Annotated in this window: 16 protein-coding genes, 2 tRNA genes and 3 rRNA genes; 5 read left to right on the forward strand and 16 right to left on the reverse strand. The window is 42.1% G+C overall.

Features of this window, described 5'->3' with window-relative positions:
• Positions 1–42 precede the first annotated feature (42 nt).
• The 6 genes from ANG_RS09460 to leuS all read right to left on the reverse strand — a co-directional run bounded on the left by ANG_RS09460 (position 43) and on the right by leuS (position 8,175).
• A tRNA-Asn gene (locus ANG_RS09460) sits at positions 43–116 on the reverse strand.
• A gap of 5 nt (positions 117–121) precedes the next feature.
• A 5S ribosomal RNA gene (gene rrf, locus ANG_RS09465) occupies positions 122–237 on the reverse strand.
• Positions 238–324: 87 nt separating this feature from the next.
• Positions 325–3,226: ribosomal RNA gene (locus ANG_RS09470) — 23S ribosomal RNA — on the reverse strand.
• Between the two features lie 263 nt (positions 3,227–3,489).
• Positions 3,490–3,562, reverse strand: a tRNA-Ala gene (locus ANG_RS09475).
• Positions 3,563–3,746: 184 nt separating this feature from the next.
• Positions 3,747–5,302, reverse strand: a 16S ribosomal RNA gene (locus ANG_RS09480).
• Together the 16S, 23S and 5S rRNA genes with 2 tRNA genes alongside form the textbook arrangement of a ribosomal RNA operon.
• Positions 5,303–5,673: 371 nt before the next feature.
• The gene (gene leuS, locus ANG_RS09485; RefSeq protein WP_003033359.1) at positions 5,674–8,175 is read right to left on the reverse strand and encodes a leucine--tRNA ligase; all 2,502 of its coding nucleotides are present in this window, start codon (positions 8,173–8,175) and stop codon (positions 5,674–5,676) included.
• A 480-nt stretch (positions 8,176–8,655) separates the two neighbouring features.
• On the opposite strand from leuS, the gene ANG_RS10690 reads away from it, so the two are divergent.
• Positions 8,656–10,014: a SpaA isopeptide-forming pilin-related protein gene (locus tag ANG_RS10690; RefSeq protein WP_025271959.1), complete on the forward strand. Its 1,359-nt coding sequence runs from the start codon at positions 8,656–8,658 to the stop codon at positions 10,012–10,014.
• Positions 10,015–10,121: 107 nt separating this feature from the next.
• On the opposite strand, the gene ANG_RS09495 is transcribed toward ANG_RS10690, so the two are convergent.
• Complete coding sequence (locus ANG_RS09495) at positions 10,122–11,378, reverse strand: ISL3 family transposase (protein ID WP_051338008.1); 1,257 nt, start codon at positions 11,376–11,378, stop codon at positions 10,122–10,124.
• A 160-nt stretch (positions 11,379–11,538) separates the two neighbouring features.
• The gene (locus ANG_RS09500) at positions 11,539–13,434 is read right to left on the reverse strand and encodes a M13 family metallopeptidase (protein ID WP_025271961.1); all 1,896 of its coding nucleotides are present in this window, start codon (positions 13,432–13,434) and stop codon (positions 11,539–11,541) included.
• 175 nt (positions 13,435–13,609) lie between these two features.
• On the opposite strand from ANG_RS09500, the gene ANG_RS09505 reads away from it, so the two are divergent.
• From ANG_RS09505 to ANG_RS09520, 4 genes are all read left to right on the forward strand, one after another.
• Complete coding sequence (locus tag ANG_RS09505; protein WP_025271962.1) at positions 13,610–14,329, forward strand: metal ABC transporter ATP-binding protein; 720 nt, start codon at positions 13,610–13,612, stop codon at positions 14,327–14,329.
• A 1-nt stretch (position 14,330) separates the two neighbouring features.
• Positions 14,331–15,179, forward strand: a complete 849-nt coding sequence (locus tag ANG_RS09510; RefSeq protein ID WP_003037625.1) for a metal ABC transporter permease — start codon at positions 14,331–14,333, stop codon at positions 15,177–15,179.
• 34 nt (positions 15,180–15,213) lie between these two features.
• Positions 15,214–16,143, forward strand: coding sequence for a metal ABC transporter substrate-binding protein (locus ANG_RS09515; protein ID WP_003037619.1), 930 nt, complete (start codon positions 15,214–15,216; stop codon positions 16,141–16,143).
• A gap of 154 nt (positions 16,144–16,297) precedes the next feature.
• Entirely contained in the window at positions 16,298–16,945 is a 648-nt protein-coding gene (locus tag ANG_RS09520; RefSeq protein WP_003037587.1) for a metal-dependent transcriptional regulator, read from the forward strand.
• A 123-nt stretch (positions 16,946–17,068) separates the two neighbouring features.
• Here the strand turns inward: ANG_RS09520 and dtd are convergent, their stop codons facing one another.
• From dtd to ANG_RS09555, 8 genes are all read right to left on the reverse strand, one after another.
• On the reverse strand, positions 17,069–17,512 hold the full coding sequence (dtd, locus tag ANG_RS09525; protein WP_003037601.1) for a D-aminoacyl-tRNA deacylase: 444 nt from the start codon (positions 17,510–17,512) through the stop codon (positions 17,069–17,071).
• 88 nt (positions 17,513–17,600) lie between these two features.
• Positions 17,601–19,817 (reverse strand): RelA/SpoT family protein, encoded by a 2,217-nt coding sequence (locus tag ANG_RS09530; protein WP_025271963.1) that lies wholly within the window; start codon positions 19,815–19,817, stop codon positions 17,601–17,603.
• A gap of 146 nt (positions 19,818–19,963) precedes the next feature.
• Positions 19,964–20,122, reverse strand: coding sequence for a hypothetical protein (locus ANG_RS11215; RefSeq protein WP_172636400.1), 159 nt, complete (start codon positions 20,120–20,122; stop codon positions 19,964–19,966).
• 166 nt (positions 20,123–20,288) lie between these two features.
• Positions 20,289–21,029, reverse strand: a complete 741-nt coding sequence (locus ANG_RS09535) for a 16S rRNA (uracil(1498)-N(3))-methyltransferase (RefSeq protein WP_003037582.1) — start codon at positions 21,027–21,029, stop codon at positions 20,289–20,291.
• Positions 21,030–21,983 carry a 50S ribosomal protein L11 methyltransferase gene (gene prmA / locus ANG_RS09540; RefSeq protein ID WP_025271964.1) on the reverse strand — a complete coding sequence of 318 codons (954 nt, stop codon included), beginning with the start codon at positions 21,981–21,983 and terminating at the stop codon, positions 21,030–21,032.
• A gap of 3 nt (positions 21,984–21,986) precedes the next feature.
• A complete protein-coding gene (locus ANG_RS09545; protein ID WP_003037584.1) occupies positions 21,987–22,466 on the reverse strand; it encodes a GNAT family N-acetyltransferase in 480 nt (159 codons plus the stop codon).
• Positions 22,463–22,906, reverse strand: coding sequence for an NUDIX hydrolase (locus ANG_RS09550; protein WP_003037586.1), 444 nt, complete (start codon positions 22,904–22,906; stop codon positions 22,463–22,465). The genes ANG_RS09545 and ANG_RS09550 overlap by 4 nt, the downstream gene beginning before the upstream one ends.
• A 49-nt stretch (positions 22,907–22,955) precedes the next feature.
• Complete coding sequence (locus ANG_RS09555) at positions 22,956–23,426, reverse strand: DUF3013 family protein (protein WP_003037612.1); 471 nt, start codon at positions 23,424–23,426, stop codon at positions 22,956–22,958.
• Between the last annotated feature and the right edge of the window lie 48 nt (positions 23,427–23,474).

The raw sequence follows: 23,474 nt of genomic DNA on the forward strand, positions 1-23,474 counted from the left end.
AAAAGAAACCCGATTATATCAAGGTTTCTAATCATGTATCAACTCCGGCAGTAGGACTCGAACCTACGACATCATGATTAACAGTCATGCGCTACTACCAACTGAGCTATGCCGGATAAATGCTAAGCGACTACCATATCTCACAGGGGGCAACCCCCAACTACTTCCGGCGTTCTAGGGCTTAACTTCTGTGTTCGGCATGGGTACAGGTGTATCTCCTAGGCTATCGTCACTTAACTGCTGAGTATCTAACACACTCAAAATTGAATAACGCCTCAAATGCTACAGGCTAAACCTTGCGCTGCTTCTCAATGAATTTATTTCTCGGATAAGTCCTCGAGCTATTAGTATTAGTCCGCTCCATTGCTCACACAACTTCCACTCCTAACCTATCTACCTGATCTTCTCTCAGGGCTCTTACTAACATAACGTTATGGGAAATCTCATCTTGAGGTGGGTTTCACACTTAGATGCTTTCAGCGTTTATCCCTTCCCTACATAGCTACCCAGCGATGCTCTTGGCAGAACAACTGGTACACCAGCGGTAAGTCCACTCTGGTCCTCTCGTACTAGGAGCAGATCCTCTCAAATTTCCTTCGCCCGCGACGGATAGGGACCGAACTGTCTCACGACGTTCTGAACCCAGCTCGCGTGCCGCTTTAATGGGCGAACAGCCCAACCCTTGGGACCGACTACAGCCCCAGGATGCGACGAGCCGACATCGAGGTGCCAAACCTCCCCGTCGATGTGAACTCTTGGGGGAGATAAGCCTGTTATCCCCAGGGTAGCTTTTATCCGTTGAGCGATGGCCCTTCCATACGGAACCACCGGATCACTAAGCCCGACTTTCGTCCCTGCTCGAGTTGTTGCTCTCGCAGTCAAGCTCCCTTATACCTTTACACTCTGCGATTGATTTCCAACCAATCTGAGGGAACCTTTGGGCGCCTCCGTTACCTTTTAGGAGGCGACCGCCCCAGTCAAACTGCCCGTCAGACACTGTCTCCGATAGGGATCACCTATCCGGGTTAGAGTGGCCATAACACAAGGGTAGTATCCCAACATCGCCTCCATCGAAACTGGCGTCCCGATCTCTTTGGCTCCTACCTATCCTGTACATGTGGCACAGACACTCAATATCAAACTGCAGTAAAGCTCCATGGGGTCTTTCCGTCCTGTCGCGGGTAACCTGCATCTTCACAGGTACTAAAATTTCACCGAGTCTCTCGTTGAGACAGTGCCCAAATCATTACGCCTTTCGTGCGGGTCGGAACTTACCCGACAAGGAATTTCGCTACCTTAGGACCGTTATAGTTACGGCCGCCGTTTACTGGGGCTTCAATTCATACCTTCGACTTACGTCTAAGCACTCCTCTTAACCTTCCAGCACCGGGCAGGCGTCACCCCCTATACATCATCTTACGATTTAGCAGAGAGCTGTGTTTTTGATAAACAGTTGCTTGGGCCTATTCACTGCGGCTGACTTTAAGCCAGCACCCCTTCTCCCGAAGTTACGGGGTCATTTTGCCGAGTTCCTTAACGAGAGTTCTCTCGATCACCTGAGGCTACTCGCCTCGACTACCTGTGTCGGTTTGCGGTACGGGTAGAGTATAAATTAACGCTAGAAGCTTTTCTTGGCAGTGTGACATCACTCACTTCGCTACTAAACTTCGCTCCCCATCACAGCTCAATGTTACAGATAGAAGCATTTGACTCCTATCACACCTCACTGCTTAGACATGCTCTTCCATTCGCACGCTTGAGTTAGCCTACTGCGTCCCTCCTTCACTCTATACTCTAGTACAGGAATCTCTACCTGTTGGCCATCGGATACACCTTTCGGTCTCTCCTTAGGTCCCGACTAACCCAGGGCGGACGAGCCTTCCCCTGGAAACCTTAGTCTTACGGTGGACAGGATTCTCACCTGTCTTGCGCTACTCATACCGGCATTCTCACTTCTATGCGTTCCAGCGCTCCTCACGGTACACCTTCACCACACATAGAACGCTCTCCTACCATCCCCTAAAGGATCCACAGCTTCGGTAAATTGTTTTAGCCCCGGTACATTTTCGGCGCAGGGTCACTCGACTAGTGAGCTATTACGCACTCTTTGAATGAATAGCTGCTTCTAAGCTAACATCCTAGTTGTCTGTGCAACCCCACATCCTTTTCCACTTAACAATTATTTTGGGACCTTAGCTGGTGGTCTGGGCTGTTTCCCTTTCGACTACGGATCTTAGCACTCGCAGTCTGACTGCCGACCATAATTCATTGGCATTCGGAGTTTATCTGAGATTGGTAATCCGGGATGGACCCCTCACCCAAACAGTGCTCTACCTCCAAGAATCTTTCTGTCGACGCTAGCCCTAAAGCTATTTCGGAGAGAACCAGCTATCTCCAAGTTCGTTTGGAATTTCTCCGCTACCCACAAGTCATCCAAGCACTTTTCAACGTGCCCTGGTGCGGTCCTCCAGTGAGTTTTACCTCACCTTCAACCTGCTCATGGGTAGGTCACATGGTTTCGGGTCTACATCATGATACTATGGCGCCCTCTTCAGACTCGGTTTCCCTACGGCTCCGTCTCTTCAACTTAACCTCGCATCATAACGTAACTCGCCGGTTCATTCTACAAAAGGCACGCTCTCACCCATTAACGGGCTCGAACTTGTTGTAGGCACACGGTTTCAGGTTCTCTTTCACTCCCCTCCCGGGGTGCTTTTCACCTTTCCCTCACGGTACTGGTTCACTATCGGTCACTAGGGAGTATTTAGGGTTGGGAGATGGTCCTCCCAGCTTCCGACGGGATTCCTCGTGTCCCGCCGTACTCAGGATCCTGCTAGGTATAAAGATTATTTAAAATACGAGGCTCTTACTCTCTCTGGCAACCCTTCCCAAGGTCTTCTTCTATAATCTTTAAGTCCACATCGCAGTCCTACAACCCCGAGAAGTAAACTTCTCGGTTTGCCCTCTTGCCCTTTCGCTCGCCGCTACTCAGGCAATCGCTTTTGCTTTCTCTTCCTGCAGCTACTTAGATGTTTCAGTTCACTGCGTCTTCCTCCTCATATCCTTAACAGATACGGGTAACAGGCATCTACCTGTTGGGTTCCCCCATTCGGACATCCCTGGATCTACGCTTACTTACAGCTCCCCAAGGCATTTCGTCGTTTGTCACGTCCTTCTTCGGCTCCTAGTGCCAAGGCATCCACCGTGCGCCCTTACTAACTTAACCTTATTTTTGACCTCTCAGTCATATACTCATTAATATTCACAGCGTTTCGGTTTATTTTCTTGTTACTATTTGATATCGTTATTCAATTTTCAATGTGCTAAATTTAGGATATTCAGAGACGGTTCGCTTGCGAAAACTTCTGTAGAAAAATAGGAAACTGACGCTGTGTTCCATGAACACAAGGAAGTTTATCTTTTTTCCTAAGAAGTTAGTCTCGTATTCAACTTCACTTCTTTATTAAGTTCAGTAGGATTCTATCCTAATGGAGCCTAGCGGGATCGAACCGCTGACCTCCTGCGTGCAAAGCAGGCGCTCTCCCAGCTGAGCTAAGGCCCCGTACAATACATAGTTGTACTCTATTTTATTTTTTCGCGATACTCTATTGTTAAGTTACCGCTGGTCCCTGTCGTGCGCTAACGCTTCGACAAAGGCGAACTGGCGTTCTCCTTAGCTGAGCTAAGGCCCCACAAGACCTCTCAAAACTAAACAAGACAAACTCAATGGCTTCCGTTTTCCTTAGAAAGGAGGTGATCCAGCCGCACCTTCCGATACGGCTACCTTGTTACGACTTCACCCCAATCATCTATCCCACCTTAGGCGGCTGGCTCCTTACGGTTACCTCACCGACTTCGGGTGTTACAAACTCTCGTGGTGTGACGGGCGGTGTGTACAAGGCCCGGGAACGTATTCACCGCGGCGTGCTGATCCGCGATTACTAGCGATTCCGACTTCATGTAGGCGAGTTGCAGCCTACAATCCGAACTGAGACTGGCTTTCAGAGATTAGCTTGCCGTCACCGGCTTGCGACTCGTTGTACCAGCCATTGTAGCACGTGTGTAGCCCAGGTCATAAGGGGCATGATGATTTGACGTCATCCCCACCTTCCTCCGGTTTATTACCGGCAGTCTCGCTAGAGTGCCCAACTCAATGATGGCAACTAACAATAAGGGTTGCGCTCGTTGCGGGACTTAACCCAACATCTCACGACACGAGCTGACGACAACCATGCACCACCTGTCACCGATGTTCCGAAGAAACTTCCTATCTCTAGAAATAGCATCGGGATGTCAAGACCTGGTAAGGTTCTTCGCGTTGCTTCGAATTAAACCACATGCTCCACCGCTTGTGCGGGCCCCCGTCAATTCCTTTGAGTTTCAACCTTGCGGTCGTACTCCCCAGGCGGAGTGCTTAATGCGTTAGCTGCGGCACTAAGTCCCGGAAAGGACCTAACACCTAGCACTCATCGTTTACGGCGTGGACTACCAGGGTATCTAATCCTGTTCGCTCCCCACGCTTTCGAGCCTCAGCGTCAGTTACAGACCAGAGAGCCGCTTTCGCCACCGGTGTTCCTCCATATATCTACGCATTTCACCGCTACACATGGAATTCCACTCTCCCCTTCTGCACTCAAGTTAAACAGTTTCCAAAGCCTACAATGGTTGAGCCACTGCCTTTCACTTCAGACTTTTCTAACCGCCTGCGCTCGCTTTACGCCCAATAAATCCGGACAACGCTCGGGACCTACGTATTACCGCGGCTGCTGGCACGTAGTTAGCCGTCCCTTTCTGGTTAAGTACCGTCACAGCATGAACTTTCCATTCTCACACTCGTTCTTCCTTAACAACAGAGCTTTACGATCCGAAAACCTTCTTCACTCACGCGGCGTTGCTCGGTCAGGGTTCCCCCCATTGCCGAAGATTCCCTACTGCTGCCTCCCGTAGGAGTCTGGGCCGTGTCTCAGTCCCAGTGTGGCCGATCACCCTCTCAGGTCGGCTATGTATCGTTGCCTAGGTAGGCCTTTACCCTACCTACTAGCTAATACAACGCAGGTCCATCTACTAGCGATGCAATTGCATCTTTTAAGCATCTAACATGTGTTACATACTGTTATGCGGTATTAGCTATCGTTTCCAATAGTTATCCCCCTCTAATAGGCAGGTTACCTACGCGTTACTCACCCGTTCGCAACTCACAGTCTATGGTGTAGCAAGCTACGGTATAAACTGTGCGTCCTACTTGCATGTATTAGGCACGCCGCCAGCGTTCGTCCTGAGCCAGGATCAAACTCTCATATAAAGTTTGAGCTCTCACTCATTTCTGTCACTGACAGATTTATTGTTTCTTCTTAATGTTTGACGGACTGTCTTCTTAAACAGTCGCCTGCACATTGGTTCGTCTTGTTCAGTTTTCAAAGGTCTTTGTCGCCCCTCAAGCGACAACTATCTTAGTATATCACCTCCTCCTCTTCTTGTCAATACCTTTTTTCATCTTTTTTTATTTTTCTTGTTTTTAAGTTTAAGCTTTTTTAGTTTAAGTCAGCAAAAAAGGATTCCAAATGTTGTCAGAATCCTCATTTTTCTTTTATTTCGCAACAATATTCACCAATTTAGGTAGCTCCAACAGCTTGAAACGTTATTGAAGGTTGCAGATAAGGCTAACAGAACCTATTACTTGACAACAATATTAACAAGTTTGTTAGGGACTACAATCACCTTAACCACTTGTTTTTCAGCGATTTCAGACTGGATTTTTTCATTGGCAAGGGCAAGCTTTTCAAGCTCTTCACGGCTTGAGTCTTTTGCGACCACAAGTTTTGCACGAACCTTGCCCTTGATTTGCACGACAATTTCAACCTCATCTTCAACGAGTTTTGCTTCATCCCATGTTGGCCAAGGAACGTATGAAATTGATTCACCTGATTGTGTCAATGTTTGCCACAATTCTTCAGAAAGGTGTGGTGCAAATGGTGCTAACAATTGTACAAAGCCTTTAGCGTAGCCAACAAAGAGTTTGTCTTCTTTATTGGCAGCGTTGACGAATACCATCAATTGAGCAATGGCTGTGTTAAACTTGAGTTCCTCAAGTTGCTCGGTCACTGCCTTGACTGTCTGGTTGTAGACTTTATCAAGTGCGCCACTGTTTTCTGCAACAATTTCTTTTGTTGTCAACAAGCGATAGACGCGGTCGAGGAATTTACGTGAGCCTTCAAGTCCTTCTTCAGACCAAGCAATAGATGCATCAAGCGGCCCCATAAACATTTCGTAAACGCGAAGAGTATCTGCACCATACTGCTCCACTACATCATCTGGATTAACAACATTCTTCAAAGATTTAGACATCTTAGCTGGAGCTTGTTCCAATTCTTCACCTGTTTCGATATTGAAGAAAGAACCGTCACGTTTTTCAACTTTATCTGTCGCTACAAGGGCGCCACGGTGGTCACGATAGCTTGTTCCCAGAATCATCCCTTGGTTAAAGAGTTTTTGGAAGGGTTCTTTAGTTGGAACAACACCAAGGTCATATAGAACTTTGTGCCAAAAGCGTGCATAGAGCAGGTGAAGCACGGCATGTTCAGCACCACCAATGTAAATATCAACTGGCAGCCAAGCCTTAAGCAGTTCTTCATCAGCTAATTTTTCCGTATTGTGTGGGTCAATGTAGCGCAGATAATACCAGCTTGAACCTGCCCATTGCGGCATGGTGTTCGTTTCACGACGGCCTTTGACACCATCTTCACGCGTCACTTCCAGCCAATCGGTCAAGTTAGCAAGTGGGCTTTCACCTGTACCTGAAGGTTTGATGTCTTTGGTTACTGGCAATACAAGCGGCAATTGCTCTTCTGGAACAGCTGTTGTTGTGCCGTCTTCCCAGTGGATGATTGGGATTGGTTCACCCCAATAACGCTGACGGCTGAAGAGCCAGTCACGCAGACGGTAAGTTACTTTTTTGTTTCCGACACCTTCTGCTTCCAGCCAGTCAACCATTTTATCGATAGCTTGTGCTTTATCAAGGCCGTCTAAGAAGCCAGAATTGATGTGAAGACCGTCTTCTGTGAAAGCTCCTTCCTCAACATTTCCACCTTCAAGAACGGGAACGATTTCCAAGCCGAATTGCTTAGCAAATTCCCAGTCGCGCTCATCGTGAGCAGGAACCGCCATGATAGCACCAGTACCGTAGCTTACAAGAACATAGTCTGCAATCCAGATTGGGATTTCCTTGCCATTTACTGGATTAATGGCATAGCTACCAGTCCAGACACCTGTTTTTTCTTTAGCAAGGTCTGTACGAGCAAGGTCAGATTTAAGACTTGCTTGATGTTTGTAGTCAGCAACAGCTTGCGCTTGTTCTGGTGTTGTAATCACATCAACAAGTGGATGTTCAGGCGCTAAAACAGCATAAGTCGCACCAAAGAGGGTATCTGGGCGAGTGGTAAAGACAGTGAAATCTTTATCCGTATCCTTAATTTTAAAGGTAACATTGGCACCAGTTGATTTACCAATCCAGTTACGCTGCATGTCCTTGATAGACTCTGGCCAATCAAGGTCATCTAGATCTTCCAAGAGGCGTTCAGCATAAGCTGTGATTTTAAGCATCCATTGACGCATTGGTTTACGAACAACTGGATAACCACCACGTTCAGATGTCCCGTCAGGAAGCACTTCTTCGTTGGCAATGGCCGTTCCTAGTTCTTCAACCCAGTTTACTGGCACTTCTGCTTCATATGCCAAACCTTTTTCATACAATTTTGTAAAAATCCACTGTGTCCACTTATAGTAGTTAGGGTCAGTTGTATTGACTTCACGATCCCAGTCATATGAGAAACCAAGGCTATTGATTTGACGTTTGAAGTTGGCAATATTTTCTGCCGTAAACTCAGCTGGGTCATTACCTGTATCCATTGCGTATTGCTCGGCAGGTAGTCCAAAGGCATCCCAGCCCATTGGGTGAAGAACGTTGTAGCCTTGCGCACGTTTGAAACGACTAAGAATATCAGTCGCCGTGTAGCCTTCTGGGTGTCCTACGTGAAGACCAGCACCAGACGGGTAAGGGAACATATCCAACGCATAAAAATTTGGTTTGTCAGCGTCTGTTCCTGTTTTAAACGTATGATTTTCCACCCAATAATTTTGCCATTTTTTTTCAATTGATTTGTGATTATAAAAAGTCATTGATTCACTCCAATTTTGTGATGTTATTATTATACCATTTTTAAGCGATTTTAAAAGGCATAATTAGAGAAAAGCGTGCTTTGACTAACTGAATTTATTGTGTGACTAATCTCAATTAACTTTTGCTGGAGATTTTATTTTAGGGAACTATATAGCACTTTACCCTAATCACAATATATAGTATCTTAAAATAAGATTTTTGTAAATTTGACAACTATACTTTGTAGTTGTGTAAACAGGTATATAATTCCCTTATTTTAAATTTTATGACTCTATAATTTCTGTTGTGGATAAAACCACTGTAGGAATTATGGAGCCATCTTTTTTGAATAATTTGCTGTAAATACTTGACAAATAATATATATATATATATATATATATATACTGACAATGGACGATTATTTGGTGTGGTATTCTTAGTGTTGGAGGAGTAACCTCACTTTATTTATTGTCTAAAAAATAGAGAAGGATATTTAGGAAATGAAAGATTTACTAATGAAGATATCGGTACTGGTCACTTCTATACTAGCTATCGTCGGTTTAAGTTATACGCTTGTTCATGCAGATAGTAACGGTAAGAAATATACCGCCTATGATGCGGCTGATAATCGAAAAGTTGTAGATTCTAGTGGCAATGTAGACGCTCTTTGGGCACTCTGTTTGCAGTCAAATCATCATAGTCCAAGCTATTCCACTACCAAGGATAACTATACTAAGATTATAAATGCTACAGATGAGCAAATATTGAATTACTCGGACTCTAAAAGCGCTGATGTTAAAAAATTAAAGAGAATCTTGTACTATAAGGCGACTCATCCCGATATAAACTACACTGTAACTCAAAACGAATACTACTACCAACAAGGTAAAACTAATCAATATGATACCACCTATCGATATCAGTTCCAAAAAGATCAAAAGGCTGCACTTCGTTCGGCTGCTGAGGACGCTTCAAAAGATGCTCTCATAAACGACTTAATGGAAGTTGATATCTATGTTTCTGTTAAAAGTAACATTCAAAACTTGATTACAGTTAGAGTTAAAGAAAAACCAAAAGAAAAAGACGTAGTATTTAGCAAGGTAAATCTTGGCGGAAAAGAAATTGCCGGAGCTAAGATTCAAATTAAGCAAGGTGACCGTGTCATTGCAGAATGGACATCAGAAGAAGGTAAGAGCCACACGCTTAAATTAGCAGAAGGTGAATATGTCTTCCATGAAGAATCAGCCCCAGAAGGTTACCTAGCAGTAACAGATATTACGTTCACAGTTGATAAAGACGGCAAAGTAACTGTAAAATCAGCAAATGGGAACACTGTAAAATCAGAAGGTAATAAACTGATTGTAACAGACCAAGCTAAACCAACACCAGAAAAACCAAAAGAAAAAGACGTAGTATTTAGCAAGGTAAATCTTGGCGGAAAAGAAATTGCCGGAGCTAAGATTCAAATTAAGCAAGGTGACCGTGTCATTGCAGAATGGACATCAGAAGAAGGTAAGAGCCACACGCTTAAATTAGCAGAAGGTGAATATGTCTTCCATGAAGAATCAGCCCCAGAAGGTTACCTAGCAGTAACAGATATTACGTTCACAGTTGATAAAGACGGCAAAGTAACTGTAAAATCAGCAAATGGGAACACTGTAAAATCAGAAGGTAATAAACTGATTGTAACAGACCAAGCTAAACCAACACCAGAAAAACCAAAAGAACCAGGAAAACCAGGACAAAAACCTCAACTTCCTAATACTGGCGAAAAAGCATCTAACGCAGCAGTAGTTGCAGGACTTGCTTTGATGGCAGTGACTGGTGGATTGTACTTTGCAAGCCGTAAAAATAAATAATCTAGCGTGAGAAAGATAGTTTTCATTTATTTTTCTTAGGTTTAACCTGTGATAAAAAAACCAGAGGATTCCTGACTCTTTGTCAACTGTAGTGGGTTAACGAAAAGTTACATCCTGGAGAGGATCGAATTGGTTCTCTCCTTTTTGATATTTAAAGCGATGAGAATTCTAGTTTTAAAGTTGTCAAAGTTCCGAAAGCCAAAAGCATTGAGCTTGATAACCTTGATGAGGTTGTTAGTAGCTTCTAGTTTTGCGTTTGAGTAAGGGAGTTCAAGAGCGTTGATAATTTTATCTTTGTCCTTGAGAAAGGTTTTAAAAACAGTCTGAAAGATAGGATTTATACAAGAAATTGTTTTTCCAATGAGTCCAAAGAAATGTTCAGCTTGTTTCTCTTGAAAATGAAAAAGTAAGAGTTGGTAGAGTTCATAGTGTTCTTTGAGTTCTTGAGAGTAAGAGAGCAGCTTGTCAAGAATCTCTTGATTTGTCAAGTGCATACGAAAAGTCGGACGATAAAAGCGTTTATGACTTAGTTTTCGACTATCTTGTTGAATGAGTTTCCAGTAGCGTTTCAGCGCCCTATATTCATGAGACTTTCGATCTGATTGCTTCATGATTTGAACACGAATACGACACATAGCCCGGCTGAGATGTTGTACAATGTAAAAGCGATCGAGGACGATTTTAGCGCATGGAAAAAGTTGCCTAGCCAAGTCATAGTAGGGACTAAACATATCCATGGTAATGATTTTCACTCGGCATCTAACCGGTCTAGAATAATGAAGGAAGTGATTGTGAATCCTCGCTTGAGTTCGTCCATCTAGGATAGTTATGACCTGTCTAGAGTCGAAATCCTGTGCAATGAAGCTCATCTTTCCTTTCTTGAAGCTGTATTCATCCCAGCTCATGTGTTCTGGAAGGTAGCTAAGGTCAGTCTTGAACTTGAATTCTTTCAATTTATGAATGACGGTGGAAGTAGATACAGATAAACTTTCAGCGATGGTAGTCATAGGGACTTTCTCAATCAATTTTTGTGTGATTTTCTGGTTGACGATAGTTGCGATTTGGTGATTTTTCTTGACGAAGGAAGTCTCAGCTACAGCCATTTTCCCACAGACTTTACAATGAAAACGGCGTTTTCTCAATCGAATCATAGTCTTGTATCCCGCACACTCTAAATAGGGGATTTTCGATTCTTTTTGAAAGTCATATTTAGCCATTTGTCCTTGGCAGTGGAGGCATTTAGAAGCGGGATAATCTAGCTTGGCGAAGATTTCTTTATGAGTCTCCGAGTCCTTGTAATCTAGAATGATGATATTTTTGTCTTTAATTCCGAGTAAGTTTGTGATAAAATTTAATTGTTCCATAAGATTCTTTCTAATGATGGTTTGGTCACTTTTCATTATAGGTCTTATGGGACTTTTTTTCTACAACAAAATAGGCTCCATAATTCCTAAAGTGGTTTTACCCACTACAGAAATTATAGAGCCACTCTTTATATTCTTCTGCTACTAACAAACGTTGAAATTACCAAATAATCACGCGATCTTCTGGTTTGCGCCACATGCCGTCGCCTTCTTTAACATCAAAAGTTGTAAAGAAATCATCAAAGTTTGGCAATTGAACATTCGTCCGAAGTTTTCCGGGAGCATGCACATCTACACTTGCTAGCATTTGCATATATTCTGGACGAGCTTTCATGCGCCAGATACGAGCAAAGTTAGTAAAAAATTCTTCCGCAGAGAAGTCAGCTTCTTTCTTAGCTGCTTCCAGCGCTGCCGCAATCCCACCGAGGTCTGCAATATTTTCTGAAACAGTTAGTTTCCCATTGACTTTAGCACCGTAAGAATCCTGTCCGTCAAATTGCTCAATCACCTTTTGAGTACGTGCTGTGAAAGCTTCGTAGTCTTCTGGTTTCCACCAATTTTTAAGGCTACCATGCTCGTCAAAGGAAGCTCCATTTGAGTCAAAAGCATGAGAAATCTCATGAGCAATTACCGCACCGATTCCACCATAGTTAGCTGATGAAGATTGATGCAAATCATAAAATGGCGCTTGGAGAATGGCTGCTGGGAACACAATTTGATTTTGCTGTGGGTCATAATACGCGTTGACCATATAGGCTGGCATGTGCCATTCACTGCGATCCACTTCCTTGTTCCACTTGCTCCATGTATGCGCAATAGAAATTTTTGCTAAGTTTTGAGCATTCTCCACCAAACTCAGATTCTCATCAATCACTTTTTTCGCATAGGTTTCTGGCAATTTCTCTGGATAGCCGATATGCGGTGTAATGACGTTGAGCTTGACAATCGCTTTATCACGTGTTTCCTTAGCAAGCCAATCTGCCTTTTCCAGACGCGACTTATAAACATCAATCATCGCTGCAACTTTATGCTCTACATCAGCTTTGGCTTCAGGTGAGAATTTTTCTCCTGCATACCACAAACCAAGTGCTTGGTTATACGGACCTTGCGCTAGCTGGTAAGCTGCCTTTTCTTTTAGACGTGGTTCTGGGACACCTGAGATAGCGCGTGCATAGGTACCTGAAAGGACACGAATTTCTTCAGTGAGCAAAGAAGTCCATGCTCCAGTAGAGAATAACTTCAGTGCCGCATGCAAATGCTCCCAATTCTTTTCTGAATAACATTCTGCTGCAAATTCTTTCCAGAAGCGCTCTTGAGGAACAATCACTTTGTCTGGGATTTGTCCCAAAATCTCTGTAAAAATCGCGTCAAGCGGCAATTCTGGAGCTAGCCTCGTGAAATCTGCCCAATCGTAAGGATGATACAATTTCACATATTCTGAACTTTCTTCATTAGAGAGGACATACTTGGCTAATTTAGCATCCAATTCCAGATATTTATCCAAAATATCTTTTGTTTCCTCTGCCGAAAAGCCAAATTTAGGCAACAATTCTTCCTGCATTTTCCGCCAGATTGCCAGCAATTCCTTGCCTTTTTCATTTCCTTCTTCATAATAGGTTGTATCTGGCAAAATGATTCCAGGCGCATCGGCCCAGAGAACATTCATTTGCGCATTCATAAAGTCTGGAGCAACATCAAAAGTAAAGAAATTTGGCTTTCCAGCCATTTCATATTCAGCAATCTTATCTGCAAATTCCTTAAAAGAGCCAAGCGCTTTATATTCTTCCACAAGCGGCATTGCCGGAGCAACTCCTGCTTGTTCCCGTCCGTCAAAATCTGCCACCAAACGATGGTATTTCACAAAATTTTGCAAGATTGGATCATCCGGTACATCTTGACCTGCTAACCATTTATCAGTTGTAGCTAGCATCAATTTTTCAATATCTTGATCCAGATCCATAAATCCACCTGTCATAGGCTTGTCATCAGGAATAACTGCTGTTTTTTCCCATTCACCATTAACATAGTCAAAAAAATCATCTTGTAAACGTGTCATCTTGTTCTCGCTTTCATTGTTTTATCTTAATCCTATCAAAAAAGTTCTGAATAATCAAACTTTTATCAAAAGAGATTTTTATGCCAAATCTTGCTTCTGATTTTTCTTAAAAATTCTAAAAATTAACTTGACTTAATTTTTGTTTTAATGTATATTAACTGTAGGGGTGTATAAAATGATACGTATCGAAAATTTAAGTGTCTCCTATCAGGAAACACTTGCTATCAATCAGATTTCTTTGGAAATCCAAGGCCCAACTATCATGGGAGTTATTGGTCCCAACGGAGCTGGTAAATCAACCCTTTTAAAAGGAATGTTGGGCATCATTGATCATGTTGGACAAACTTACCTTGATGATAAAGAATTCTCAAAAGTACTTAGCCATGTAGCTTATGTGGAACAAAAAATTCACATTGACTACAACTTTCCAATCAAAGTGAAAGAATGTGTGTCGCTTGGATTGTATCCAAAAGTGAAACTTTTCCACAGGTTAACAAATAAAGAATGGGAAAAAGTGACAAATGCACTATGCATTGTCGGCTTAGAGGATTATGCTGAACGCCAAATCAGCCAATTGTCAGGAGGGCAATTTCAACGGGTCTTGATTGCGCGCTGTCTGGTACAAGAAGCAGACTGTATCTTTCTGGACGAACCGTTTGTCGGGATTGATTCGATCAGCGAAGAAATTATCATGACAACGCTACGCAATCTAAAAGAACAAGGAAAAACGATTCTCATCGTCCACCATGACTTAGGAAAAGTCCCGCATTATTTTGATCAAGTTTTAATTTTGAATAAAGAACTCATTGCCATTGGGGAAACTTCATCAACTTTCACAGAAGAAAACTTGAAAAAAGCCTACGGTTCTCAGCTTTTTGTGAATGGAGGTCTTTAATATGTTTTCAGAATTTATTGATGGACTACAAAATTTCCATTTTCTACAAAATGCACTGATTACGGCCATTGTCATCGGGATTGTTGCTGGAGCAGTTGGTTGCTTCATTATCCTAAGAGGCATGTCCTTGATGGGCGATGCCATTTCACACGCAGTCTTGCCAGGAGTTGCACTCTCCTTTATTTTAGGAATCAACTTCTTTATCGGAGCCATTGTTTTTGGACTTTTAGCTTCGGTCATTATTACTTATATTAAAGGAAATTCAATTATCAAAAGTGATACTGCCATTGGAATAACGTTTAGTTCCTTTTTAGCTCTTGGAGTCATTTTGATTGGAGTTGCTAATAGTTCAACCGACCTTTTCCATATTCTTTTTGGAAATATCTTAGCTGTGCAAGACATTGATATGTGGATTACAATTGGTGTAGGAATCGCTGTTCTAATTATTATTGGACTATTCTTCAAAGAATTATTGATTACATCTTTCGATCCACTTCTGGCAAAAGCGATGGGGATGCCAGTCAACTTTTATCATTATCTCTTAATGATTCTCTTGACGCTGGTTGCAGTTACAGCTATGCAAAGCGTGGGAACAATTTTGATTGTTGCTATGCTGATTACACCTGCTGCTACTGCTTATCTTTACGCTAACAGTCTTAAAACGATGATTATCTTGTCTTCTAGCTTGGGGGCAATTGCATCTGTCTTAGGACTTTTCATTGGCTATACCTTTAATGTTGCGGCTGGCTCAAGCATTGTACTGACATCCGCCATTATCTTTGCCATTAGTTTCTTTATCGCTCCAAAACAACGATTTAACAAACTAAAAAATAAACCCAAGCTAAAATAAAATTAGTATTTCATTTATTAAAGGAGAACCTTATATGAAAAAATTAGGTTTTATCGCCGTTCTGTTTTTAGCCATCGTCGGGCTTGCTGCCTGCGCTGGTCAAAAAGGAACATCTACCAAGAATTCAAAATTGAATGTTGTTGCTACCAATTCTATCATCGCTGATATTACAAAAAATATTGCCGGTGATAAAATCAATCTGCACAGTATCGTTCCTGTCGGAAAAGATCCACATGAATACGAACCATTACCAGAAGATGTGAAAAAGACATCAAAAGCTGATTTGATTTTCTACAATGGTATCAATTTGGAAACCGGCGGAAATGCTTGGTTTACAAAATTGGTCAAAAATGCGAAAAAGACTGAAAACAAAGATTACTATGCTGTAAGTGATGGAGTGGATGTTATCTATCTGGAAGGTCAAAATGAAAAAGGGAAAGAAGATCCACACGCTTGGCTAAATCTTGAAAACGGAATCATTTATGCTAAAAACATTGCAAAACGTTTGATTGAAAAAGATCCTAAAAACAAAGAAACTTATGAAAAGAATCTGAAAGCTTATACTGCAAAACTTGAAACATTGGACAAGGAAGCAAAAGCAAAATTCAATAATATTCCTGCTGAAAAGAAAATGATTGTTACCAGCGAAGGTTGCTTCAAGTACTTCTCTAAAGCTTATGGTGTCCCATCTGCTTATATTTGGGAAATCAACACTGAAGAAGAAGGAACTCCAGATCAAATCAAAACATTGGTTGAAAAACTTCGTAAAACAAAAGTGCCATCACTCTTTGTTGAAAGTAGTGTTGATGACCGTCCAATGAAGACTGTTTCAAAAGATACAAAAATTCCAATTTATGCCAAGATTTTCACTGATTCAATCGCTGAAAAAGGTGAAAAAGGAGATAGCTACTACGATATGATGAAATGGAACTTAGATAAGATTTCAGAAGGTCTTAGCAAATAAGAAATGGAAAAAGGAGCCGGAATTGATTGCCAGTTCCTTTTTACTTGAAATTCTTCTTGAATAATAAGCCTTTCATTCTCTGAAACAAGCGGTTATCGGCTGTATTCTTAAGTTATTTTTGATATACTAGTAAGATAAGGAGTAAAAGGACAACATGACCCCAAACAAAGAAGATTACCTCAAATGTATTTATGAGATTGGTACGCATACTCAAAAAATTACAAATAAAGAAATTGCCGCCCAAATGCAGGTATCTCCCCCAGCTGTTACAGAAATGATTAAAAAGATGAAAGCCGAAAAATTGATTGTAAAAGATAAAACAAGTGGTTATTTACTGACAGATCTTGGTTTACATCTTGTTTCTGAGCTATATCGCAAGCACCGACTCATCGAGGCTTTTCTCGTACATGATTTGGGATATACGACTGATCAAATCCATGAAGAAGCGGAAGTCTTAGAACACACCGTTTCAGAATTATTTGTCGAGCGCTTAGAAAAAATGCTGAATTTCCCAGAAACCTGTCCCCACGGCGGAACCATTCCTGCAAAAGGTGAATTATTGGTCGAAAAATACCAATTGACTTTAGATCAAGTTGAAAATGCTGGAACCTATCGTTTAGCACGAGTTCACGATGAATTTGAACTATTAAAATATTTGGAAAAACACGATTTACATCTGGGAGATACGCTGATACTGGAGCAATACGATCCTTACGCTCAACTGTATGCGCTCAAGGTCAATGGAAAAGAGCTGCAAGTCAACTCTGTTATCGCTCAACAGCTTTATGTGGAAAAAATATAAAAGGAAGTCGAAGCTGATAACATCAACACATTAGAGACTGCTCAATGCGTATTGAGTTTTATCCTAGAAAGCAAACAAGTCTGGAACAGTTTTGTCCAGACTCGTTTTTTATTTATCATTTTCTCAACGATTCTTCGTATCTAACACAATCGTCACCGGTCCGTCATTGACTAACTCAACCTGCATATCAGCTGCGAAAACACCTGTTTTAACAGCTATTTCTCGACCTAGCAATTCGTTGAAATCATCATATAACTGACTAGCCAAGTCTGGTTGCGCAGCGCCTGTAAAAGCTGGGCGATTGCCTTTTTTTGTATCTGCGTAAAGGGTAAATTGAGAAATAGAAAGAATCTCTCCCTTTACATCTTTGATAGACAAGTTCATCTTGTCTTCATCATCTGAAAAAATCCGCATATTGGCAATTTTTCTTGCTGCATATTCTACATCTTCTTGAGAATCATCTGGTGCTACACCGACTAGTAACAGCAGTCCTTGCTGAATCTGATTGTAAAGTTCGGTATCAATTGATACCGAAGCTCGCTTCACACGCTGAATCACTATTTTCATTGTTGAACTTCCTAATTTCCGTTACATTTTGTGAATTAATTCACAAAAATGCAATTCTAGCAAAACATTTCCGCTCTGCTGTCCTCACCTAGCCATTTGTCCTTTTGACAGAATAAACTTCAGGCACGCTCTTAATCTTATCTACAACTGTTGTGAGCATAGATAGATTAGCAATTCCAAAAGAAACATGGATGTTGGCAAATTTCATATCCTTCGTTGGCTGTGCATTGACAGTGGAGATATTTTTGGTTGTATTGGACAAGACTTGTAACACATCGTTCAAAAGACCTGCTCGATTCAAACCATAAATATCAATGTGCGCTGTGTATTCCTTCGTAGAGGTATTTTCTTCCCATTCGACATCAATCAAGCGCTGCTCATAATTTTCCTGCGCCCGCAGATTCATACAGTCCTTACGGTGAATCGCCACGCCACGCCCTTTGGTAATGTACCCGACAATCTCGTCACCAGGAACTGGATTGCAACATTTGGCAATCCGTATCAAAAGCCCTGACGCACCTTGGATAATGACGCCGCCCTCATGCTTGACTTTCAGCGTTTCTTTATTCTCACGCTTCACTTCTCCGCCCTTGACAAGCTCTTCTGCTTCAGCTCTCGCTTTAGCACGCTCTTCCTCACGGCGTTCTTTTTCTGTCAAACGGTTAAAAATAGAAATCGCACCAATCTCACCAAAACCAATCGCCGCAAAAAGAGCTTCTTCTGTTTTGTAGCTCGTTTTTTGCAGGACTTCTTCCATGTGCTTTTTGTCCATGTATTTATTAGCTACATAGCCATGTTCTTGGAATTGTGCCTGTAAAAGTTCGCGCCCTTTAGAAATGGATAATTCCTTGTCTTGGTTTTTGAAAAATTGACGAATCTTATTGCGGGCTTTGCTTGTTTTTACAACATTAATCCAGTCACGACTTGGACCAAATGAATTGGTACTGGTAATAATCTCGACCTGGTCCCCTGTTTTTAACTTTGTAGTCAGCGGCACCATGCGACCATTGACCTTGGCACCAACCGCCTTTTCACCAACTTTGGTATGAATTTCATACGCAAAATCAATAGGCCCCGAGTCTTTTGGCAACGATCGGACAGCTCCGTCCGGTGTGAAAACATAGATTTCCTCAGCTAGATAATTTTCTTTAACAGAATCTACAAAATCTTGTGCATCATTAGACTGGTCTTGGAGTTCCATCATCTCCTTAATCCAGTTCATCCCAATCGCAGATTCTTTGCTATCCACTTGACCTTTAATGCCTTTTTTATAAGCCCAGTGAGCGGCAACCCCGTATTCAGCCACTTCGTGCATCTCTTTCGTCCGAATTTGAAACTCAATCGGACCTTTAGATCCATAAACGGTAGTGTGGATAGACTGATAACCATTTGCTTTGCGATTGGCAATATAATCTTTAAAACGTCCGGGCATTGGTCGCCAAAGTTCATGAATGTAACCCAGCATGGCATACACATCACTTTGCGTATCTAAAATGCAACGAATAGCAATCAAATCATAAATTTCATCAAAGCGCTTTTTCTTGTCTTGCATTTTGCGATAAATGGAATAAATATGTTTTGGACGACCGTAAATTTCCCCATGAAGATTACGCTCAGACGCATAGGTTTCAATCTTATGAACCACTTCGTCCACTAACTCCTCACGTTCCCGACGCTTTTCCTTCATCAGGTGGGAAATCTTATAAAACTCTGTCGGATTCAAATATCGAAAAGCTAAATCTTCCAATTCCCATTTGACGCTCGAAATCCCCAAGCGATGAGCCAACGGAGCATAAATTTCCATGGTTTCACGTGAGATACGTTCCTGCTTGTCTTTGCGCAGATGCTTGATCGTTCGCATATTGTGCAAACGATCCGCCAGCTTGACCAAAATGACACGGATATCCTTGTACATCGCCATTAGCATTTTGCGGTGGTTTTCAGCCAACTGTTCCTCGTGAGACATATACTTGACTTTACCAAGTTTGGTCACACCATCTACAATCACGCGCACATCATGTCCAAATTCGCGCTCTAAATCGTCTAAAGTCGCATTTGTATCTTCTACTACGTCATGCAAAAAACCGCAAGCAACACTAATAGCATCTAACTTCAACTTAGCTAAAATCCCTGCCACTTGAATCGGGTGGATGATATAAGGCTCCCCTGATTGGCGAAATTGCCCTCTATGTCGATCTACTGCATAGAATAGAGCTTTTTGAACCAAGACAACATCTTCTGATGATAAATACTTTCTAGTAAGAGCGACCACTTGATCGCCCGTTAAATTCACTTCTTTTGGCATATTCTCTCTCCAGTTCTTCCTACCATTTTATCACTTTTAAGGCAATATGAAAACAAGGAAACACAGAAGAATGCAAAGCTTCTGTGAGAAATGGTCGATTTTTTTCAAACTGCGATTACATATAAGCCATATCCAGTAAATAGCAATTACCCTAAGTTTAGAATAGGCGGGTTGTGATGGAAGAGGTGATGCTTTTCTGCATGTAGCATATCTCCGATAAATTCAACATAAGCATAAATGAGATAGCAAGCTGATACAACACCTAAAATAGCAATAAACAGCTCAAATAAGGTAGATAAAGACATGATGAACCTCCTCTCCTTACCAAGCAAAAGCAGTTTTCGCAATCTAGCCAGCAGATTTGTTTCCGTGCTTCCATCCTTTCTAGCTAAACTAGATATTTCACTTATATTATACCAAAGTTAAGAGTTAAGAACAATAGAAATGAGCTTGATCAATGAAACTTTCCGGCTACATCAACTCTGTCAAAACACTAACTGCACTTAATGCGTAAAGTGGAGCTGTCTCTGTCCGCAAGATACGTGGACCTAGCCCTGCAAGTATAGCTCCTGCCTCTTCCAATGTAGTAATTTCTGCTGGAGACAGACCGCCTTCTGGACCAAAAACAAATAAAATCCGGCTTCCTTTTTTAAGTTCTGTCACAGCCTTTACCAAAGCAGCAGACTCTCCCTCTTTAGCAGATTCCTCATAAGCTACAATAACACGGTCAAACTGGCTCAAACAATCTAAAAAATCAATTTTCTTCTCGAAAAGTCGAACTTCTGGTACCCAATTGCGTTTGCTCTGCTCTGCCGCTCCCAAAACAACCTTCTCTAGTTTGTCTGCTTTTTTAGCAAGTTTCTTACCGTCCCACTTGGCAACAGACCAGTCGGACGGAAAGGCCCAGATAGCAGCTGCACCCAGTTCCGTCGTTTTCTGAGCTACCCATTCCAGCTTGTCTCCTTTGGGAAAGCCAGAAGCAACCGTCACATGAATCGGCAGCTCCGCGTTGTCTGGTAAATCTTCTACCAGATTCAGCACATGGCACTCTCTATCTGCAACTCTTGCTAGGCGTTTAATACCATCCTCAAAAACCAGCACTACCTCATCATCTTCTACCAAACGCATCACAGAAAACATATGCTTAAGGGTATCTTTATCTCTGATAATGACAGGATTTTCAACCTGCCCGTTCACAAAATATTGCTGCATCTAACCTCCTATCACTCCTGAAATCTCCTTGGTTTTCTTAAAAACACAGGCATTCCACTCGCCCTGAATCATATGGGTCTCTAGGAAAAATCCAGCAACTTCTGCCGACTCCCGCACCAGATCCCATTTCTCAGAGATAATCCCGCTCATAATCAGGTAGCCCTCATCCTTAAGCAAACGGTAAGCATCATCCGTCAGATTTACCAGAATATCTGCCAGAATATTGGCTACAATGACATCAGCCACAATATCAACGCCCTTGAGAAGGTCGCCAGCTGCCACGTGAATATTTTCAGTTCCAGCATTCAGTGCAATATTTTCCTGAGCAACACGGACAGCCACATCGTCTAAGTCATAGGCGAAAATCTCTTTGGCACCCAAGAGTGAGCTAGCAATAGAAAGAACGCCAGAGCCAGTGCCTACATCCAACACTGTTTCTCCGCCACGCAGAATCTGCTCCAAAGCAAAGAGACTCATCTTGGTGGTCGGATGAGTGCCCGTGCCAAAAGCCATACCAGGGTCCAACTTGATAACCTTCTCACTCGGACCAGCCTCATAGTCCGTCCAAGACGGCACAATAGTCAAATCATGAGTAATGCGAGCCGGTTCAAAATATTTTTTCCAATTGTCCGCCCAATCTTCCTCTGCCAGCTGCTGAGTGGTTAGCTGGATTTTTCCAATCTCTAAACCAAAATCCCTCAACTGAGCCAAACGCTCTTTCATTTCCTGACGAATCATTTCAAGGTTCACTGTTTCTGGGTAATAAGCCGTAATGGCAACCGTATTCAGCTGCTTTACCTGAGGCAGCACCTCCCCAAAAGGACCAGCTTCCCCCAGATAATCTGCGCTGTCATCAATAGCCACGCCTTGACTACCTAGGTCAATTAGAATATTACTGACCGCTTCTTCCGCCTCACGGCTGACCGTAATGGTTAGTTCTTGCCAAGTGTTCATGTGTCATTCCTTTCTTTTAATACTCTTCGTCATATAAACCATATCCATGCCCTCTTGCTCTGGTTCAGTATGCGTTTGATGATAGCCGCATTTTTCATAAAATTTGACCATAGGTTCATCTTGGAAAACTGTACACAAATCCCACTGAGTAATCGTCGGAAATTTTTTCTCTAGCAGGCGAATTCCTTCGTAGCCATAGCCTTTTCGCTGATATTGAGGTAAAATTGCAGCTGTCCCAAGCCAACCTGCTGTTCGCGCATCATTGGTCTGCAAGCGAAGAAAGCCAACAATTTCTTCGTCATCTTTGACAAAATAGTAAAAACTATTAGGACGTTCCACCAACTTCCACTTGATCCGCTCTCTATCTTCCAGATAAGGGTCATACTGATCATGATATTTTTCATAAACAGACTTGAAACTAGCACGTTGAATACTGATAATGGTTTCTAAATCTGTAGCTTCTGCTTGTTCTATATGAATCATCTCTGCACCTCCAAATAATCTCCCAATCTACTTTTCAACTGCGGGATGACCTTTTCATCCGCTAGTAATTCTTCTATATTTACTAATTTGTAGCCCTGTCCTTCGTCACCAAAGACAATCTGATCTATCAGTTCTTGACAGATAGAAGCCACCATGAAAACAGAAACTTTCTCAGGATGAACAAATCCCTGATAACATTTGACCCATGTAATGGATTCCTTTTTGAGTTCAATGCCTAATTCCTCAAAAACTTCTCGCTTGATACACTCAAAAGGCGTTTCACCCTTTTCTCTCCCACCTCCAGGAAAATCCCACATATTGGGATAAGGAATAGTGGGAATATCGTCTCTTAAAATGGTTAAAATTGTATCGCCATGCAGCAAAGCAATTTTACAACCTGAGAAATCAAACGTTTGATGCAAAACAGTCATATCGCTCATTCTTCCCTACCTCCGTAAAATCAGTGTTCTTCTTAGACACGCTTGTATTTCAGTACCTCGGATATGGATAAAATTCCGTCTCCGTCAGCCCTGCTCTGCCTTTTTCAAAAGCTTCATTATTCCAGACAATTTCAAATTCCTCTGCCGCTGGATCTGCCAGAAAGTCCATGAGAGCATCTAATCCCTCTTCGGCTGTCTGCTTCAAAAAATCCACAAAGTAGGTCAAGAATTCACGAGACAAACCTTTTTTTGGCTCGTAAGGGACAACTGTTAGATAGTCCTCTGTTTCAAGGTGAGACTTAGTAGGATTATAAAAGAGAACGCTTTCTTCAAAGAAAATGTCTTCTGTGCTACTTTCTCCATCCACATCTAACAGTTCGATGCCATTTGCATTTTGTACTTCTAAGAGAAAGGACACTTCTACGGCATGATTCTTCTTATCCCAATTGATTTCATAGTCAAATGGAAAACATTTCTCCATTTCTTCATCTAATATATCCAAAAATCCATATTTAGCCATAGCAAGCCTCTCTCTAATCCTTTAAAATGTGTTAAAATAGATACAACT

It is taken from the genome of Streptococcus anginosus subsp. whileyi MAS624 (genome assembly GCF_000478925.1).
Taxonomy (GTDB): Bacteria; Bacillota; Bacilli; order Lactobacillales; family Streptococcaceae; genus Streptococcus; species Streptococcus whileyi.